Origin of the sequence: Duganella hordei, from assembly GCF_040369125.1 — a bacterium.
GTDB lineage: Bacteria > Pseudomonadota > Gammaproteobacteria > Burkholderiales > Burkholderiaceae_D > Rugamonas > Rugamonas hordei.
In genome coordinates, this window is the sequence record NZ_BPWI01000021.1 from 1 (window position 1) to 17,930 (window position 17,930).

Sequence of the window (17,930 nt, forward strand, 5' to 3'; positions counted from 1 at the left end):
CAGCAGCCCCAGTGACAGCCCGGACAGGTGACCGGCCAGCCGCGCGGCGGCGCCGGCGCCGGCCAGCAGCAGGCAGAGCTGGGCGGCGGCGATGCCGCCCGCCGCCCACACCTTGGCCTTGGCCGCCGCGCCGAAGGCGTTATGCGACGCCGCATAGGCCAGCGTGGTCTGCATGACCGCCGTCAGCCAGGCCGCCGCGCCCAGCGTCAGCACGCCCAGCCACGACATGCCGGTCCAGCCGGCCAGCCTGGCGATGGCGGCGCCCAGCGTCAGCAGCACCGCCAGCCAGCCGGCCGACCACGCCACCACGCCGAAGCAGATGCGCTGCCGGGGCCGCCGGTGATCGATGATCATCGCGTTTTCCATCCGCAGCGTGGCCGCCACGGCGGCGATGGCCACCACGCCGTACCAGACGCCGAACGCGCCCAGGTCCTGCGGCCGGCACCAGCGGGTGATCAGCGGCGCGGCCAGGATGGGCAGGGCTTGCGCCGCCAGCGATCCGCTGAGCACGGTCAGCAGGTGTTGCCAGAAGGGCGGCAGGGGCGGCAGGCTAGGCATGATGGCCCGCTGATTCATCGGCGGCCAGCACGGTGGCCGCCACTTTTTCGGCGTCGGCCAGGGACAGGTAGGGTCCCATCGGCAGGCTCAGCACATGCTGCGACAGCAGCTCGGCAACCGGGCAATCGGCGTCGTCGAAGCCGGCATAGGCGGGCTGGCGGTGGATCGGCACGGGGTAGTGCACCGCGCTCGGTATGCCGGCCTGCTGCAGCGCCGCCTGCACCACGGCGCGCCGCCTGGGCAGGATGGTGTACTGCGCATAGGCGCTGCTGCGGTCGACCGCCGGCGCGAAGGTGGCGACGCGGCCGGCGAACAGGCGCTCGTAGCAGGCGGCCACGCGCTGCCGCAGCGCCAGCTCCTCGTCGAACACGGCCAGCTTGGCCAGCACCACGGCGCACTGCAGCGTGTCCATGCGGCCGCCGACGCCGATGCGCGTGTGCCGGTAGCGCTGCGACTGGCCGTGCACGCGGATCTCGCGCATCGCCTGCGCCAGCTCGTCGTCGCTGGTGAAGGCCGCGCCGCCGTCGCCGTAGCAGCCCAGCGGCTTGCTGGGGAAGAAGCTGGTGCAGCCGATGGTCGACAGGTTGCCGCTGCGCCGGCCGCGATAGCTGGCGCCGAAGCTCTGCGCCGCGTCCTCGATCACGGCCAGGCCGTGCGCCTGCGCCAGGTCGTTGATGGCGTCCATGTCCGCCGGCTGGCCGTACAGCGACACCGGCATGATGGCGCGGGTGCGCTTGCTCAGGCGCGCCGCGATCAGCGCCGGATCGATGTTGGCGCTGCCGCGCTCGACGTCGACGAACACCGGCCGCGCGCCCAGCAACACGATCGCCTCCGCCGTCGCGATGAACGAAAACGGCGTGGTGACGATCTCGTCGCCCGGCCGCACGCCCAGCGCCATCATCGCGATCAGCAGCGCCTCGGTGCCCGAGGCCGCCGTCACGCAATGGCGCGCGCCGCTCCACGCGGCCAGCCGCTGCTCCAGTTCGGCCACTTCCGGCCCCATGATGTACTGGCCGTGATCGAGCACGCGCTGCATGGCGCCGCCGATATCCTCACGCAGGCGCTGGTATTGCGCTTTCAGGTCGATGAATTCCACGATGCTCTCCTTATTCCGCCGACAGCAGGGTGCAGACGCCGCCGCTGACGGCATACACGTCGCCCGTATGCGGGCACACGGCCCGGCCCTCGCCTGCCTCTGGCAGCGCCAGCCGCTCGCCGTGGCGGCTGATCCAGCCGATGCGCCGCGCCGGCACGCCGGCCATCAGCGCGAAATCGGGCACGTCGCGGGTGGCGACGGCGCCGGCGCCGAGGAAGGCGTAGCTGCCGATGGTCACCCCGCAGACGATGGTGGCGTTGGCGCCGATGGTGGCGCCGCGGCGCACCAGCGTGGGCCGGTATTCGTCCTTGCGCACCACCGCCGCGCGCGGATTGTGGACATTGGTGAACACCATGCTCGGGCCGCAGAACACGTCGTCCTCGATGGTGACCGCGTCGTACACCGAGACGTTGTTCTGGATCTTGACGTTGTCGCCGATCACGACATCGTTGCCGACGTAGACGTTCTGCCCCAGCGAGCAGCAGGCGCCGATGCGCGCGCCGCCGCACACGTGGCTGAAGTGCCAGATGCGGGTGGCGGGGCCGATGACGGCGCCGGCGTCGACCACGGCGCTCGGATGGATGGTGTGCTGCGGCTGCAAGAGGGCGTTGCGGGACATGCGATTCTCCTTGGTTGTATCCTTGGTTGAACGGCGGATGGCCGGGCATCAGTAATCGAGCGGCAGCGCCACGCGGCGGCCGTCGCGGGCGGAGCGGTAGGCGGCGATCAGCACTTCCAGCGACTTCAGGCCTTCGCGGCCGTCCGTCTCCGGCTCGGCCTCGCCGCGCAGCACCTTGAGCACGTTGTCGTAGTACAGCGGATGGCCGTAGCCGTAGACCGACGTGGTGGCGTAGCTGGCGTCCTTGACGCGCTCGTCGTCCTCGTCCGGCTCGGCGAAGTCCCATTGCTGCACTTCGTTGACGGCCACGCCGCCGATGCGCGCCGTGCCCTTTTCGCCGAGGATGGTGATGCTGCCTTCGAGGTTGTGCGGATAGGCCAGCATCGTCACGTTCATCGAGCCGAGCGCGCCGTTGCGCCAGCGCAGGCTGATGACGCCGGTGTCCTCGACCTCGATGTCGCGCGCCAGCGTGGCCGTGTAGGCCTGCAGGCTTTCCACCGGGCCGACGATCCAGTCGATCAGGTCGACGTAGTGGCTGGCCTGGTTCATGAACGCGCCGCCGTCGAATTCCCAGGTGCCGCGCCAGGCCGCGCTGTTGTAATAGGCTTGCGGCCGGGTCCAGAACACGTTCAGCGTCACCATGTAGATGCGGCCGAAGCGCTTCTTGTCGACCGCGCGCTTGAGCAGCTGCAGCGTGGCGTTGCGGCGGTTCTGCTTGACCACGAACATGCGCACGCCGGCCGCGTCGCAGGCGGCGACCATGCGCTTGGCGTCTTCCCAGCGGGTGGCCATCGGCTTTTCGGTGATCACGTGGCGGCTGGCGCGGGCGATCTGCACCGCCTGCTCCGGATGCAGGCCGGAGGGCGTGGTGATGATGCAGGCGTCGATGTCCGCCGTAGCCAGCATCTGCTGCAGGCTGGCGAACGGCGCCGCCCCGGTGTGTTCGGCGGCCCGCTCCAGCGCGGCGGGATCGACGTCGCACACGGCGTCGAGCGTGCAGCGCTCGCCGTGCTGGCGCAGCGCGGAGAAATGGTTTTGCGCGATGCGGCCGCAGCCCACCAGGGCGAAGCGCATCTTGCGGTCGGTAACGGCGGGTGCGAACTGGCGCATGATGCGGTTCTCCTCGGGGTGATGGGATGGATGTCAGGACGTCTGCGCCAGCTGCGCCATCGCCCGCAGCGCCTCGTCGGCGCCGGCGGGCGCGCCGGTTTGCGGCGTGAACTCGGACATGATGGTCTTCAGCATGGCTTCGATCAGCCAGCGGTCGTTGGTGTCGCAGGCCACCAGCAGCAATTCGATGTACTGCTCCAGCAGCGCCGGCGGCAGCGCCCGTTCCTTCATGCGCAGGATGCGCGGGTGCTCGCTGGGCACGGCGTCCTGCTCGGTCAACAGCTCCTCCTGCAGTTTCTCGCCGGGGACCAGGCCGACGTACTGGATTTCGATGTCGCCGTGCGGATACTGGGCGGTCTTCTCGGTCAGGCCGGCCAGCGCGATCATGCTGCGCGCCAGGTCGACAATGCGGATCGGCCGGCCCATGTCGAGCACGAACACCTCGCCGCCCTCGGCCATCGCGCCGGCCTGGATCACCAGCTGCGCCGCCTCCGGGATCAGCATGAAGTAGCGCTCCATGCCGGCGTCGGTCACGGTCAGCGGACCGCCTTGCTGCAGCTGGCGGCGGAACAGCGGCACCACCGAGCCGGAGGAACCCAGCACGTTGCCGAAGCGCACCATACTGAACACGGTGCGGCCGCCGTCGCGCGCGGCCGTCTGCGCCGCCGCCTGGAACACCAGCTCGGACAGCCGCTTGCTGGCACCCATGATGGTGCTGGGACGCACCGCCTTGTCGCTGGAAACGAGCACGCAGGTCTCGACCAGGTATTTGTCGGCGATGCGCGCGACGTTGCGCGCACCCAGCACGTTGTTGCGCAGGCCCTCGACCACATTGGTCTCGACCAGGTTCACATGCTTGTAGGCGGCGGCGTGATAAATGGTGTCGATGCTGTCCTCCTGCATGATGCGGTCGAGCAGCCGCTCGTTGCACACCGATCCCAGGTGCGCGCGCAGCTGCAGCTGCGGCCATTGCGCCATCAGCTCCTGGCGTATGGTGTACAGCGAGAACTCGCAGTGGTCCAGCAGGTGCAGGCGGCGCGGACCCAGGCTGGCGATCTGGCGGCACAACTCGCTGCCGATGGAGCCGCCGGCGCCGGTCACCAGCACGCTCCTGGCGCGCACGCAGCGGCCGAACAGCGCGCTGTCCGGCGGCACCGGCGGCCGCCCCAGCAACTGCTCCAGCGGAAACTCGAAGCTGGCGCTGCGCGGCGCCTGGCGGCGCCACGCGTGGTCGGCCAGGTCCAGCAGGCCATGCAGGAACTTGACGCTGACGCCGCTGGTGCGCACCATGCGCAGCACGGCGCCGAGCCGCTCGCCGGAAATGTCGGGCAGGGCGATGACGATCAGGCTGATCGACGCGGCGGCCACCGTCTCGGCCAGCTGCTGCGGCGGCAGCACGCGCAGGCCGGCGATGGTGTGCGGCGCGCGGCCGTGCTTCTCGTCGAAAAAGCAGATCGGGCTATAGCGGCTGTCGGCGCGCATGGCTTGCGCCAGGCGCGCGCCGGCGTCGCCGGCGCCGTAGATGGCGACCGCTTCGCGCGCCTGTGGCGGCGGCCCGCTCAGGCGCTGCAGCAGGCTGCACACCGCCACCCGCGAGGCCACCAGGTAGGCCAGTGCGACAAACCAGTAGGTCACCAGCGCGCCGGCCGGGTAGTGCGTGGCCTGATCGAGCGTCAGCAGATGGATGCACAGCACGGCGATCGCCATGCCGAAGGCGGCGCGGGCCAGCATGCGCTGCTCAAGGTAGCGCAGCACCGCGCCGTACAGGTCGGACATCGCCAGCGCCGCCGCCGACACGGCCGACAGCAGCAGCGTTGCGGACAGCGGCGCCAGGGGCGAGGAGCGCATCAGCATCGCCAGCTCCACGCACAGCGGCAGCGCCAGGCAATCGGCACCCAGCATCACGGCGCTTTTGCCGCGCCGACTCATGGCGATGGCTTTTTCGCTGAGACGGCGGGCAAGGCAGGCAATACGTGAGGCTAAATAAAACATGATGCGCAATACCTTCATGAAGCAATCTGGCTGATTGCCCGGTGCGGGCACCCGGCATGCGTTGATTGTCTTCTGACCAGCGTAGTGCGGCTTGACTGCGATCAAACTGCGCGGCGGAGCTTATCCTGGCGGCTTGACATCTATTTCTTGTTGATATTTGTTTCTGGAATTTAGTTACGCGGCTTGATCAAATACACGCAGCGGCGCGCGCCATTGAGCATGTGTTCGACGCGGCCCACCGAGCACTCCGGCCCCAGCACGCGCTGGAACACGTCGAGCTCCGAGCGGCAGAACTTCTGGCACCGGCGCGCGGCGGCGCAGATCGGACAATGGTTCTCCACCAGCAGCAGGCTGCCGTCGTCCTGCGCCTGCACTTCCGCCATGTAGCCTTCGCTGGTGCGCGCCTGCGCCAGCGCCGCCACCCGTTGCGGCAGCGCGCGCACGCCTTGCAGATGCTGGCGGTATTGCTGTTCGCTGGCGGCCTCGCGCGCGACGATCAATTTCTCCAGGCCCGCGTCGCCGAACAGGCCGCGCACCTGGTCGATCAGCTGCACCGTCAGGTCGGCGTGGCGATCGGGGAAGCGCGCGTGGCCCGCCTCGGTCAGCAGCCAGCGGCGCGACGGGCGGCCCGGCTTGTCGGCCACGTCCTCGTAGCTGACCATGCCTTTTTCCTGCCACGCTTCGAGCTGCCGGCGCGCGCCCATCGAGGTCAGGTCCATCAGGCCGGCCAGTTGCTGCGCGGTCTGCGGCCCGCGCGTCTTCAACAGGAACAGCGTTTGTTCGGCGGTGTTCATGGCAGCGCGCCCTCCAGCCTGGCGTTCATGCTGGCGTGCCAGCTTTGCATGCGCCACGCCGACCACGCGGTCAGCACCGCTCCCAGCACCAGGATCAAACGGGTGTCGATCAGCGTCAGCACCGCGCCGGCCAAGGCCATCAGGATATTGGCCAGGCAGAAGGTGGTGGAGATCAGTCCCATGACGGCGCCCTGGCCGTGCGCGCCGAAGCGCTCGGCGCACCAGTTGGGCACGATGGCGTTGTAGCAGGAGTGCGGCACGCCGAACAGGATGATGGCGGCGATGCCGACCCAGGCGTTGCTGGCCGCCAGCAGCGCGATCAGCGTAGCGGTGACGATGGCGAAGCGGCGCGCCCGCAGCAGCGGCTCCCCCTGGAACGGACGGCCGGCGAACAGGGTGGTGGTGGTCATCACCGCGCACATGGCGGCGGTGGTCCAGGCGATGCCGCGCGCGCCGTAGCCGGGCACCTCCACCAGCCACAGCGGATAGAACTCGTAGAACGCCGTCACGCCGCAGGTATAGGCCAGCGTGACGATGAACAGGTTGCGCAGGTCCGGCTCGCGCAGCAGGTTCAGCGCGTGGCGGTCGCGCGCCACCTGCCACCACGAGGTGGTCGCTTGCGACGGCGTTTCGTGCGGCAGCACGGCGGCCACCAGCACCGCCACCAGCAGCAGCGCGGCCACGGCGACCCAGAACGGCATCGTGATGCCCCACGCCAGCGTGACGCCGGCCAGCAGCGGGCCGGCCAGCCAGCCCATATAAAAGGCGCCGTTCAGCCACGACAGGGCCTTGCGCCGCAGGTCGCCGTCGAGGCGGTCGGCCAGCATCGCGCGCGCCACCGAGCCGTTGCCCTCGAGCAGACCGGTGGCGAAGCGGGCGACGATAAACAGCGGATAGGATTCCAGCAGCAGCGCGACGGCCGTCACCGCGTGGCCGATGGCGGCGCCGACGGCGGTCACCAGCAGCACCGGGCGGCGGCCGTAGCGGTCCGACATCGGTCCGAGCAGGGCGGAGCCGATCAGCAGGCCGAGCGGATTGATCGTCAGCGCCAGGCCGAACAGCAGCTTGGGCGGCAGGCCGAGGAACTGGTTCAAGCCGTTGCTGACGCCGGCGGCGAACAGCGGCGGCAGAATCGGATACGGCAGCGCCGCGCCTATCGTGGACAGCAGGGCCAGCAGGCAGGCGGCGCCGATCAGCAGGGGTGTTTTCATGGGTGGCATTCAACGAATCGAGTAACGCTACTGTAGGCGGATCTCATTATTAAGTAAACAAAAATGTTTACTTATGCTGCCGCGTCGGCAGCGCGCATGTATGATGGCGGCTCTGTCGTCAACTTTGCAATCCGCCTGAAACAAGATGAAGAATTGGTTTGCCGGCCGCCGTGGCGCGTACTTCTTTCTGCTGCTGGGCATAGGCCTGATGATGCTGTACGTCGCGCTGGAGCGGAACTTTCCGGATGCCGGGCAGCTGCAGACAACCACCGGCCGCGTCGCCTCGGCCCACCCGGCGCAGGGCGGCCTGTACTTCGCCCTCGCCGGCGAGCCGCGCCAGTTCGTGGTGTACGTCAAGGGCGATAGCGATGGCCGACTGCGGCAGGCGATCGGCGACGCCGAGGCCGGGTCGTATCCGGTCACCGTATTCCTGCACCCGGGCCAGTCGGCCTCGCCCGGTTTTTTGCAAGGCCGGTACTACACGGTGTATGGCGTGTCGGTCGGCGGCAAGGAAGTCTCCAGCCTGGCCACCGTGCGGGGCAGCTACCGCCGCGACAACCTGATCGCGCTGGTCCTGGGCGTGCTGTTCGCGGCCTACGGCGGCCGCCTGGTCTACAACCTCAGGAACCTGGCTGAACCTGCGCCAGCGCCTCAATATCGCCGGAAACGATAAGCGCCAGGTTGGCCGTGATCCGTTCGACCGGCCAGTCCCACCAGGCGATCGCCTGCAGCCGCGCCGCGGCTTCCGGCGCGAAGCGCTCCTTGATCTGCCTGGCCGGATTGCCGCCGACGACGGTGTACGGGGCGACGTCGCCGGTGACCACGGAGCGCGACGAGACGATGGCGCCGTCGCCGATATGCACGCCCGGCATGATCAAGGCGTCGTAGCCTATCCAGACGTCGTTGCCGACCACCGTGTCGCCCTTGTACGGCAGCTCGCCCGGCGCCGGCATCGCCTGCTCCCAGCCGTTGCCGAAGATCTGGAACGGATAGGTCGAGATGCCCGACATCTTGTGGTTGGCGCCGTTCATGATGAACTTGACGCCGCGCGCCAGCGCGCAGAACTTGCCGATCACGAGCTTGTCGCCGATGAAGGGGAAGTGGTACAGCACGTTGCGCTCGAAGTTTTCCGGGTCTTCCGGATCGTCGTAGTAAGTGTAGTCGCCGATGACGATGTTCGGATTGCGCACGATGTTCTTGATGTAGCAGACCTGCGGGAAGCCCGGCATCGGGTGCGGATCGGCCGGCGACGGGCCGTTCACGACACGTCTCCCTGGCGGCGGAAGGCGATCCAGCCGGCGATCAGCGTGAAGCTGGCGACGATCGCCACCACCACCCAGAACCCCTCCGGCTCCTGCGCCAGCGGAATGCCGCCCACGTTCATGCCGAGCAGGCCGGCGATGATGTTGATCGGCAGGGCCAGCACCGTCACCACGGTCAGCACGAACAGGCTGCGGTTGTTGCCTTCGTTGACCAGCGCCGCGATCTCCTCCTGTATCAGCTTGATGCGCTCCTGCAGCGAGGCCATGTCCGCCAGCACCATCGAGAATTCCTCGGTCGACTGGCGCAGTTCCTGGGCATCGATCTCGGCGACCCAGGCCGGCGGCCGTTGCAGCAACCGGAACAGCGCCGCCGGCTCCGGCGCCAGCAGGCGTTGCAGACGCACCAGCACGCGCCGCAGCGCGCCCAGGCTGGCGCGCTTGGTGTTGAGCTTGCCGGCCAGCAGATTGTCTTCGATGTCGTCCACCGTGGCGATCGAGTCGCGGACGATCTTGATCAGCGCGTCGGCCTGGTCGCGCAGCAGGTGGATCAGCAGCTCGACCGATGAACGTATCGGCTCGCCGTTGCGTACCGCGTTGCGCAGGCTGTCGACCGCCTTCAGCGGCTTGCGCCGGGCGCTGATGACGATCTGCTTGTCGACGCTGAGCCATAGCGTGGAAATGTCCGATGGCTCGAACGAAAAATCGTGCAGCACGTCGTTGACCACCGCCACCAGCGTGTTGTCGGCCAGCTCGATGCGGGTCGAGCGCGGGCCTTCGTGCAGGCTTTCATAGAATTCCTCCGGCAGCGAGGTATGTTCGTGCAGCCATTTCTCGCTGGCCGTGTTGGCCAGGTTGTAGTGCAGCCAGACGAATTCGCCCGGATGCTGCTCGCGGTTCTTCAGCCACAGGCAGGCCTGGTCGGTATCCAGCGGCACGCCCTTGCCGTCCGGTGTGCGGCCGAACACATAGCCGCAGACCATGCCCGCTTGGTCGGATCCGTAGGACTGAGGCGCATTCTGCATTCGTTTTCTCCATGGTGGTCGCGGGCATCAGGATAGCAAATTACGCTACCATAGGGTGAGATCCTGACCGGGAGATTTGTTATGCATACCGATTTGCCGCCGCGCCTGGCCGTCTTTGTCGACGGCATGGACCGCCTGCTGGCGCAGGGCGCCGCCGAACCGCGCATCGTCGAGGAGGGCGGTGCGCTGCTGCGCGCCTTGCTGGCGCATGACGACTGGCTGCCCGATGCGATGGCGCAGCCCGATCCGCAGTTCTACCGCCAGTACCTGCTGTACCTCGATCCGGCCGCGCGCTATTCGGTCGCCAGCTTTGTCTGGGGGCCGGGCCAGCGCACGCCTGTGCACGATCATACGGTGTGGGGATTGGTCGGCATCCTGCGCGGCGCCGAGATCGCGCAGGCCTACCGGCGCGGGGCCGGCGGCGCCATGGTGGCGGACGGCGCGCCGCTGCGGCTGGAACAGGGGCAGGTGAGCGCGGTATCGCCGGCCCTGGGCGACATCCACGAAGTGCGCAACGCCTATGACGACCGGGTGTCGGTCGGCGTGCACGTGTACGGCGGGGACATCGGCGCCATCGATCGCTCCGTGTATGCGCCCGATGGCGCCGTCAAACCGTTCCGATCGGGCTACGCCAACCGCTAGAGCGGCGGATTAAACCAGCAAGGCGGCGTTCATCTCGACGGCGTCGTTCTCGGCTTCGGCCAGCATGTCGGCCAGCTTCTGTTCGTCGATGAACAGGTCGATGGCCGAATCGGAATGCGGCGGCAGGTCGCGCTGCGGTTCCTGCAGCGGCGACTTCACCGGCGTCAGGTGGTTGGCCAGCAGCAGCGTGTCGAGCAGCGTATCGGGCGGGATCGACATGAAGCTGTCGCGCAGGCCCTCGATCGCCTCGGCCACCGGCTCGGGGATGCACAGCTTGCGCATCACTTCGCGGGTGATGATCTCTTCGCTGGCCGAGTGCCAGTTTTCCGGATCCTCTTCCAGCAGCCCCGGGAATTCGTCGGCGCGCGACAGCAGGTAGAAGCCGCCCACCTCGTGCACGATGGCGGCGAACAGCGCGGTGTCCGGATTCACGCCGGTGACCTGGCGCGCGATGATGCGCGACAGCGCCGCCACGGCGATGGTGTGGTCCCACAGCTGTTCGGCCTTGAGGCGCAGCGCCGGATCGGAGATCTTGCTGCCGAACTGGCGCACCACCATGGCGGCGGCCAGCGCGAACAGGTTCTGGTAGCCGATGCGCATGATGGCGCCGCGCACGTTGGTGATGGTCGGCGCGCCGGCGCGGTTGAACATGGCGGAATTGGCGATGGCGACGGTGCGCGCCGCCAGCAGCGGCTCGGCCAGCACCAGGCTGATCGCCTTGTCGACCGGGCACTCCGGATCGTCCAACGCCAATTGAACGCGCAGTGCCGCGTTTACGCTGGTTGGGAATACCAGTTCGCCACGAATGGCCAGGGCCGCGATATGGCCGAATGCTTCGAGTTTATTCATGATGAAAATTATACGCACCCGCCGCTGCAATCTCAACGCCATGTAGGCGTGATAGCGGATTCAATGTCAGATTAGAGGCGGCGATGCCACAGTATCGCGCCGATGCTGGTGCCGGTGCGCGCGGATAGCAATGATCCGCGGCCGAAAGCGCCGTGCGGCGCAAGGAGGAAACCGTGCGCGGCGCCATCGATGGCGCCGCGACCGGGGTTAAGCTTGGACTGTCGTCAGGCGTTTGCCAGCTGCGGACGGCGCTGGGCGCCGCCGGTGTTGTAGCGGCTCACCGACAGGTCGTCGGCCAGGATCGCCGGGCGGCGCGCCGAGATCAGGTCCGACAGCAGCTGCGCCGAACCGCAGGACATGGTCCAGCCCAGGGTGCCGTGGCCGGTGTTGATGAACAGGTTGCGCAGGCCGGTGCGGCCGACGATAGGCGTGCCGTCCGGCGTCATCGGACGCAGGCCGGTCCAGAAGCTGGCTTGCGCGGTGTCGCCGGCGCCGGGGAACAGGTCGTTGACCACCATCTCCAGCGTTTCGCGGCGGCGCGGATTGAGGCGCTTGTCGAAGCCGGCGATTTCGGCCATGCCGCCGACGCGGATGCGGTCGTCGAAGCGGGTCACGGCGATCTTGTAGGTTTCGTCGAGGATGGTCGACACCGGCGCGGCGCCCGCGTTGACGATGGGGACGGTGATCGAGTAGCCCTTGAGCGGATAGACGGGAATCTTGACCAGGTCCTTCAACAGCGTGGTCGAATAGGCGCCCAGCGCCACCACGTAGGAATCGGCGGTCACCAGTTCGGCGCCGCACTGCACGCCTTTGATTTCCTCGCCGGCCGTGGCCAGGCCGGTGATGTCGACGCCGTAGCGGAACTTGACGCCCAGTTCCTCGGCCATCGCGGTCAGGCGGGTGGTGAACAGCTGGCAGTCGCCGGTTTCATCGTTGGGCAGGCGCAGGCCGCCGACCAGCTTGTTCTGGTCCAGGCCCGGTTCGGCGGCAAGCAGTTGTTCGCGGCTCAGCAGTTGATACGGCACGCCGGTTTCTTCCAGCACCTGGATATCCTTGGCGGCGTCGTCCAGCTGCTTTTGCGTGCGGAACAGCTGGGTCGTGCCTTGCTGGCGGCCTTCGTATTCGATGCCGGTGCTGGCGCGCAGCACCTTGAAGCAGTCGCGGCTGTATTCGGCCAGGCGCACCATGCGCTCTTTATTAGTGGCGTAACGTTCGGCGGTGCAGTTTTGCAGCATCTGCCACATCCATTCCAGCTGGAACAGCGTGCCGTCGGGCGTGATCGACAGCGGCGCGTGACGCTGCAGCATCCATTTCATCGCTTTCAGCGGGATGCCGGGCGCGGCCCAGGGGGAGGCGTAGCCGGGCGAGATCTGGCCGGCGTTGGCGAAGCTGGTTTCCAGCGCGGGACCGGGCTGACGGTCGAGCACGGTCACATCGTGGCCGGCCTTGGCCAGATAATAGGCGCTGGTGACGCCGATAACACCGCTACCCAAGATCACAACGCGCATCTCATCCCCCTAATTATTGAACCTGCCAGATATTCCGCTATGGTATGCTTGTATCACTAGTATTTGTTACTGTATAACTTGATAAATTCAGTGGATATTCATGCGAATTCAAAAAGAATCGGTCCGCAGCCTGGACAAGCTGGACAGAAAGATATTGCAGATCTTGCAAGCCGATGGCCGGATTTCGATGAAGGACTTGAGCGAGCAGGTCGGCTTGTCGATCACGCCGGCGATCGAGCGGGTCAAGCGCATGGAGCGCGACGGCGTGATCACCGGCTACCACGCGCGCATCGATCCGCCTTCGCTGGGGGCCAAGCTGCTGGTGTTTGTCGAGATCACGCTGAACCAGAAATCGGGGCCGGTGTTCGAACAATTCCGGCGCGAGGTGCTGCGGATACCGGAGGTGCAGGAGTGCCACCTGGTGTCGGGCGACTTCGACTACCTGATCAAGGCGCGCATCCACGAAATGGCCGAATACCGCAAGCTGCTGGGCGACATGCTGCTCAGCCTGCCAGGCGCGGCGCAGTCGAAAAGCTATGTCGTGATGGAGGAGATCAAGGAGACGCTGATTTTGTCTACCGAGGTGGTGCAGGGTTGATATGGATCAGCATGCGCTACTTGCGGGCGCTCTCGGAAGGAGGACAATAACGGGATGCTTGGGGGACCATTATGATTTCTCTCGATACACTCAGCTATGCGAAGCGCCTGGAATCCGCAGGCGTGCCGACCGGACAGGCGGAAGCCCACGCCATGGCGCTTGCAGACATACTAGTGACGCAAGCACTAGTGACGCAAGCGGCCAGCAAATCCGATCTGGCTGCGTTTGAGGAGCGTCTTCGGCTCTTTATAAATCAGCAGTTGGCGGAGCAGAAGGCGGAAATATTGAAGTGGATATTTGCTTCGGCGGTCGGACAAGCCAGTCTGATCCTGGTCGCGATCCGCTACATGCCTCATTGAACCGATGCTTCAGTTAGAATGCCATAATGGCATTAAATGAACTGGAGCAGGTGTGAACAGTCAGCACGGTACTCCGACAACAACCCACGCGGTCAGCGTTCGCTCGCTGGACGAGCATATGTCTTCGGACCAGAGCTTCAGCTCGGCCTACGCGCGCGCGGTCGGCGCCATCGCCGGCAAGGAGGGCAGCCTGACGCTGGCGCAGTTCGCCGCCGTCACCGACATCGCCGGCGACGGCAAGTCCTCGGCCGTCTTCACCGCGCTGGTGCTGAACGCCATCGAATCGGGCGTCGACGTCGACTGGGCCTTCAACGCGCTCAGCCGCAGCAGCGCCGGCATCGACCAGGCCGCGCGCGAAAACGCCCTCGGCATGGCCATCCCGCTGCTGGCGCTGCACGGCGCCGACGCCCGCGCGCTGGCCCAGCGGCTGGCCAAGGCGCTGTCGGTGCGGCTGACGCCCGAACATCTGCATCTGCTGCCGCCGGCCGAAGAGCGCGGCATCCTGGCCAACCTGGGCGAGCAGGCGCGCCGGCTGGTGCGCGGCCGCTCGCTGGCCGACGCCGTGGCCGACTTCGGCCGCAATGCCGGCCAGCAGGCGCTGATCGAGCATGCGCGTCAGTTCCAGTCCGGCGACATCGATCATGGCCAGCTGCGCGAGCTGGTCGGCAGCACCACCTCGGCCATTGCGCATGATATTTCAGTCTACCTGGAGCAGGCGCACATGCTGTCGGTGGGCGAGGCCACGGCGGCCACGCTGGTCAACGCCGCCAACGACCTGAAGAACCAGGTGCTGCAGCGATTGACCTTGGTCGACCAGCGCATCGCCCACGAGCGCCGCCTGCTGGTCGAGGAAATCGACGACGCCGTGCACGACGCCGGCAACGCCATCGAGCTGGCCATCACCGACCGGCTCAACACCGACCAATGGAAGGACGAGGATGTGTGGGCCAGCATGGGCCGCAACCAGTTCGGCCAGGAGATGGAGCGGCGGCTGGACCGCATCGTGCGGCGCAAGGAACAGGCGCTGCATCTGCTGCAGGAGGACCTGCGGCTGTTCCAGCAGGCGATGCGGTTGAATCAGTCGTCGGTGTTCCAGCGGCAGCATCATTCGACCTTGGCCAAGCTGATGCCGCGCTTGCGGGTCGGCACGCGCATCGTCAACGGCGTCGACACGGCGGCCAGCGTCACCTTGATGAGCGGGGCGGTGGTGGCGGCCGGCACCGGCACGGCGGCCTATCTGATCGGCGCGGCGGTGGTGTTGCCGGTGGTGGCGCCGGTGGCGCCGTTTGTCGGCGGCGCGGTGCTGCTGGCGGGCGCGTTCAAGTGGTTCACCGACAGCGGCAAGCGCAAGCGCACCGAAATCCGCGACAAGCGCGCCGCCTTCGAAGACGAGCTGCGCAAGCAGTTGCAGGCGGCCGAGCACAGCTTCAACACGCAACTGGACATGGTGGCGCAAGGCTTCCACGACTCGGCGCTGCAGTTGCTGACGCCGTTGTTGCTGGAAGCCGAAGCGGCCGGCCGCGTGCCCGGCATGCGCCAGCGCATCGCCGACCGCGTCATCACGCAGGCGCAGGCGGCGATCCGCCAGCTGGACGCCGAGCTGCAAAAATAATCCGGGGTCAGATCCGACATTTGGACACGAGCTCTACCGTTGCAGCCGCAACGGTAGAGCTCGTGTCCAAATGTCGGATCTGACCCCGGGTTTAATTGCGGGCGATGATGGCGTCGGCGGCGGTGGCGGCCTGCTGCAGCGGCTGGGCCAGCGCCTGCGTGGTGTAGACCGGTGCCTGCGGCATTGGCGCACCGAGCACCGGGCCATCGGTCTTGCTGATGTCGACCGTCACCGTGGTCGACAGGCCGATGCGCAGCGGATGCGCGGCCAGCTCCTTCGGGTCGAGCGCGATCCGCACCGGCAGCCGCTGCACCACCTTGATCCAGTTGCCGCTGGCGTTCTGCGCCGGCAGCAGCGAGAACGCGCTGCCCGTGCCTGCCGACAGCCCCACCACCTTGCCGTGGAATTCGACTTTGCTGCCGTACATGTCGGCCTCGATCCTGGCCGGCTGGCCGACGCGGATGTTGCGCAGCTCCGATTCCTTGAAGTTGGCGTCCACCCACAACTGGTCCAGCGGCACGATCGACAGCAGCGAGGTGCCCGGCGTCGCCCTTGCGCCGATCTGCACGCTGCGCTTGGCCACGTAGCCCGACACCGGCGCCACGATGGTGTTGCGGCGCGCCGCCAGCCACGCCTGCTGGTAGTCGGCCCTGGCCGCCAGCACCGACGGATGCTGCGCCACCGCCACGCCGGCCACGCCGGCCTTCGCGGCGTCGGCCTGCTTGACCGCCACCGCGATCGCGGCGCGGGCGTTGTCCACCGCCTGCCGCGCATGCTCGACTTCCTCGCCCGACACGGTGTGGTCGGCCGCCAGCGGCTTGCGGCGCGCCAGGTCGTCCTCGGCTTCCTTCAGCTGCAGCTTGCGCTGTGCGACCGTGGCGTCGTACTGGGCGACATCGGCGTAGCGCTGGCGCTGCTGGCGCACGGCGGCGCCGAGGCGGGCCTCGGCCTGGCTCAGGGCCACGTCGGCGTCGGCCGAGTCCAGCTTGATCAGCGTGGCGCCGGCCTGCACCATCTGCGTTTCGTCGGCGCGGATCTCGGCCACGTTGCCGGTGACCTGCGACGACAGGTTGACCAGATTGCCGCCGACGTAGGCGTTGTCGGTCTGCTGTTCCCTGGACAGCACGATCTTGTAGTAGGCGGCGTAGGCGATGCCGGCGGCGATGAACAGCAGCGTGATGCCGGCCAGGACGGTCTTGCGTTTCTTGTCGTTCGGTTTGGTGATGTCGGTGCTCATGGTTTCATCCTTGTTATTTGGAAGCCGTCGCCAGCGGCGCTTCTTCGTGATAGCCGCCGCCCAGCGCGTTGGTCAGCGCCACTTCGGCCAGCAGCTGCACCTGCTGCAGATAGAGGTCGGCGTCCCGCTGGCGCAGCAGCGCCAGTTGCGCATTGAGCACGCTGCCGCGGTCGGCCAGGCCGTGGTCGAGCCGCGCCTGCGCCGACGCCATCTGCGCCCGCGCCAGGCCGGTGGCCTGCGCCTGCTGCGCGATCTGCTGTTCGATGCCTTGCAACTGCACGCCGTCCTGCGCCACGTCGCGCACGGCGTCGATCACCGCCTGGTTGTATTCGGCGATGCGTTCGTTGCGGCTGGTGCGGGCGCTGTCGAGCTGCGCATCCAGGCGCCGGCTGTCGAACAGCGGCAGCGTCAGCGTCGGGCCGATGTACAGCGTGCGGCTGGCCGCCTGCAGCAGGTTTTCCAGCTTGACGGTATCGAGGCCGATCGATCCGGTCAGGTTCACGTCAGGATAAAAGGCCGCCTTGGCCGCGTCGATCCGGCTCAGCGAGGCTTCCAGTTTCCAGCGCGCTGCCTGCAGGTCGGGCCGGCGCGCCAGCAGCTCGATGCCGAGGCGGGCGGGCAGGGCGTGCGGCGCGGCATTCAGCGGCTGCGGCTTGAGGTCGGCCAGCGCGCTGCTGTCGGCGCCGACCAGCGCGCGCAGGGCCTCGCGTTCGCGGCCGATGTCGGCCCGCAGTTCCGCCTGCCGCTTGCGGATCAGGTTCAGTTCCAGTTCGGCGCCGCGCTGCTCGTCGGCGTTGGCCAGGCCGCGCGCGATGCGTTTGGCCTTGTCCTGCGCCAGCGCGGTTTGCGCGGTCGCCAGCTGTTCGGTGTTGGCCAGGCGCGCCCAGGCTCCCTGCAGGCGGAAGTAGCTTTGCGCGACGGCTGCGGCCAGCGCCTGTTCGGCCTGGGCATAGGCGGCGCGGCCGGCCGTCAGCTCGCCGACGGCGGCGGCGACCTGCGCGCGGTTCTTGCCCCACCAGTCGAAGTTGTAGCGCGCGTCCAGGCGCAGCGTTTCGGCGGTGAACCAGGTGCCGCCTATCGGCGCCGGGAACAGGCCGGTGCCGGAATAGCGCTGGCGGTTGGCGTTGGCGTAGGCGCTGATGTCGACGCCGACATCGGCCGCCGTGCGTTGCAGCGCCGAGCTGGCGGTGCCGATCTGCGCGGCGGCCACTTCCAGCGTCGGGCCGCTGGCCAGCGCCTGCTTGATCAGCGCGTTCAACTGCTCGTCGTGGTAGGCGGTCCACCATTGCGCCTGCGGCCAGCCTTCGCGCGCCAGCTTGATGCCGGACGCCAGTTCGGCGCCGGCGATGTCGCGCCGGGCCAGCGGGTGCAGGTCCGGCGTGACATGGGCGCAGCCGGCCATCGCCAGCAGCATGGCCAGCAGCGGGGCGGTTTTCTTGAGTCGGGTTTTCATCGTTTTCA

At 67.6% G+C, this 17,930-nt stretch carries 17 protein-coding genes and 1 pseudogene; 5 read left to right on the top strand and 13 right to left on the bottom strand.

The window, feature by feature from the left end; all coding sequences use genetic code 11:
* The 7 genes and pseudogenes from ABWW33_RS29095 to ABWW33_RS29125 all read right to left on the bottom strand — a co-directional run.
* Positions 1 to 558: pseudogene (locus tag ABWW33_RS29095) on the bottom strand (lipopolysaccharide biosynthesis protein); the annotation flags it as partial.
* Entirely contained in the window at positions 551 to 1,654 is a 1,104-nt protein-coding gene (locus ABWW33_RS29100; RefSeq protein ID WP_353404897.1) for a DegT/DnrJ/EryC1/StrS family aminotransferase, read from the bottom strand. The pseudogene ABWW33_RS29095 and the gene ABWW33_RS29100, both read right to left, overlap by 8 nt.
* A gap of 10 nt (positions 1,655 to 1,664) precedes the next feature.
* Positions 1,665 to 2,273 carry an acyltransferase gene (locus ABWW33_RS29105; RefSeq protein WP_176654030.1) on the bottom strand — a complete coding sequence of 203 codons (609 nt, stop codon included), beginning with the start codon at positions 2,271 to 2,273 and terminating at the stop codon, positions 1,665 to 1,667.
* A 48-nt stretch (positions 2,274 to 2,321) separates the two neighbouring features.
* Complete coding sequence (locus ABWW33_RS29110) at positions 2,322 to 3,383, bottom strand: Gfo/Idh/MocA family protein (protein WP_176654031.1); 1,062 nt, start codon at positions 3,381 to 3,383, stop codon at positions 2,322 to 2,324.
* A 33-nt stretch (positions 3,384 to 3,416) separates the two neighbouring features.
* Complete coding sequence (locus tag ABWW33_RS29115; protein WP_353404898.1) at positions 3,417 to 5,375, bottom strand: polysaccharide biosynthesis protein; 1,959 nt, start codon at positions 5,373 to 5,375, stop codon at positions 3,417 to 3,419.
* Positions 5,376 to 5,545: 170 nt separating this feature from the next.
* Positions 5,546 to 6,169 carry a helix-turn-helix transcriptional regulator gene (locus ABWW33_RS29120; protein ID WP_353404900.1) on the bottom strand — a complete coding sequence of 208 codons (624 nt, stop codon included), beginning with the start codon at positions 6,167 to 6,169 and terminating at the stop codon, positions 5,546 to 5,548.
* Entirely contained in the window at positions 6,166 to 7,380 is a 1,215-nt protein-coding gene (locus ABWW33_RS29125) for an MFS transporter (protein ID WP_353404902.1), read from the bottom strand. The genes ABWW33_RS29120 and ABWW33_RS29125 overlap by 4 nt, the downstream gene beginning before the upstream one ends.
* Positions 7,381 to 7,525: 145 nt before the next feature.
* Between ABWW33_RS29125 and ABWW33_RS29130 the strand changes: the two genes are divergently transcribed.
* Positions 7,526 to 8,053, top strand: a complete 528-nt coding sequence (locus ABWW33_RS29130; RefSeq protein WP_353404904.1) for a hypothetical protein — start codon at positions 7,526 to 7,528, stop codon at positions 8,051 to 8,053.
* Here the strand turns inward: ABWW33_RS29130 and ABWW33_RS29135 are convergent.
* Positions 8,001 to 8,609, bottom strand: a complete 609-nt coding sequence (locus tag ABWW33_RS29135) for a Vat family streptogramin A O-acetyltransferase (RefSeq protein WP_353404986.1) — start codon at positions 8,607 to 8,609, stop codon at positions 8,001 to 8,003. The genes ABWW33_RS29130 and ABWW33_RS29135 overlap by 53 nt on opposite strands.
* Positions 8,610 to 8,638: 29 nt before the next feature.
* On the bottom strand, positions 8,639 to 9,664 hold the full coding sequence (locus ABWW33_RS29140) for a transporter (protein ID WP_176654036.1): 1,026 nt from the start codon (positions 9,662 to 9,664) through the stop codon (positions 8,639 to 8,641).
* Between the two features lie 81 nt (positions 9,665 to 9,745).
* Here ABWW33_RS29140 and ABWW33_RS29145 point away from each other — a divergent pair, with 81 nt between their 5' ends.
* Complete coding sequence (locus ABWW33_RS29145) at positions 9,746 to 10,306, top strand: cysteine dioxygenase family protein (protein WP_176654037.1); 561 nt, start codon at positions 9,746 to 9,748, stop codon at positions 10,304 to 10,306.
* 9 nt (positions 10,307 to 10,315) lie between these two features.
* Here the strand turns inward: ABWW33_RS29145 and ABWW33_RS29150 are convergent, their stop codons facing one another.
* Together ABWW33_RS29150 and ABWW33_RS29155 are read right to left on the bottom strand one after the other, a co-directional pair.
* Positions 10,316 to 11,155: an HDOD domain-containing protein gene (locus ABWW33_RS29150; RefSeq protein ID WP_176654038.1), complete on the bottom strand. Its 840-nt coding sequence runs from the start codon at positions 11,153 to 11,155 to the stop codon at positions 10,316 to 10,318.
* A 224-nt stretch (positions 11,156 to 11,379) separates the two neighbouring features.
* On the bottom strand, positions 11,380 to 12,663 hold the full coding sequence (locus ABWW33_RS29155; RefSeq protein ID WP_176654039.1) for a D-amino acid dehydrogenase: 1,284 nt from the start codon (positions 12,661 to 12,663) through the stop codon (positions 11,380 to 11,382).
* A 100-nt stretch (positions 12,664 to 12,763) separates the two neighbouring features.
* On the opposite strand from ABWW33_RS29155, the gene ABWW33_RS29160 reads away from it, so the two are divergent.
* The 3 genes from ABWW33_RS29160 to ABWW33_RS29170 all read left to right on the top strand — a co-directional run bounded on the left by ABWW33_RS29160 (position 12,764) and on the right by ABWW33_RS29170 (position 15,232).
* Positions 12,764 to 13,261: an Lrp/AsnC ligand binding domain-containing protein gene (locus ABWW33_RS29160; RefSeq protein ID WP_176654040.1), complete on the top strand. Its 498-nt coding sequence runs from the start codon at positions 12,764 to 12,766 to the stop codon at positions 13,259 to 13,261.
* Between the two features lie 71 nt (positions 13,262 to 13,332).
* A complete protein-coding gene (locus ABWW33_RS29165) occupies positions 13,333 to 13,620 on the top strand; it encodes a hypothetical protein (protein WP_353404907.1) in 288 nt (95 codons plus the stop codon).
* A 52-nt stretch (positions 13,621 to 13,672) separates the two neighbouring features.
* Positions 13,673 to 15,232, top strand: coding sequence for a hypothetical protein (locus ABWW33_RS29170; protein ID WP_353404909.1), 1,560 nt, complete (start codon positions 13,673 to 13,675; stop codon positions 15,230 to 15,232).
* Between the two features lie 91 nt (positions 15,233 to 15,323).
* On the opposite strand, the gene ABWW33_RS29175 is transcribed toward ABWW33_RS29170, so the two are convergent.
* Entirely contained in the window at positions 15,324 to 16,469 is a 1,146-nt protein-coding gene (locus ABWW33_RS29175; RefSeq protein ID WP_353404911.1) for an HlyD family secretion protein, read from the bottom strand.
* Positions 16,470 to 16,482: 13 nt separating this feature from the next.
* On the bottom strand, positions 16,483 to 17,922 hold the full coding sequence (locus ABWW33_RS29180) for an efflux transporter outer membrane subunit (protein WP_353404913.1): 1,440 nt from the start codon (positions 17,920 to 17,922) through the stop codon (positions 16,483 to 16,485).
* Positions 17,923 to 17,930 lie beyond the last annotated feature (8 nt).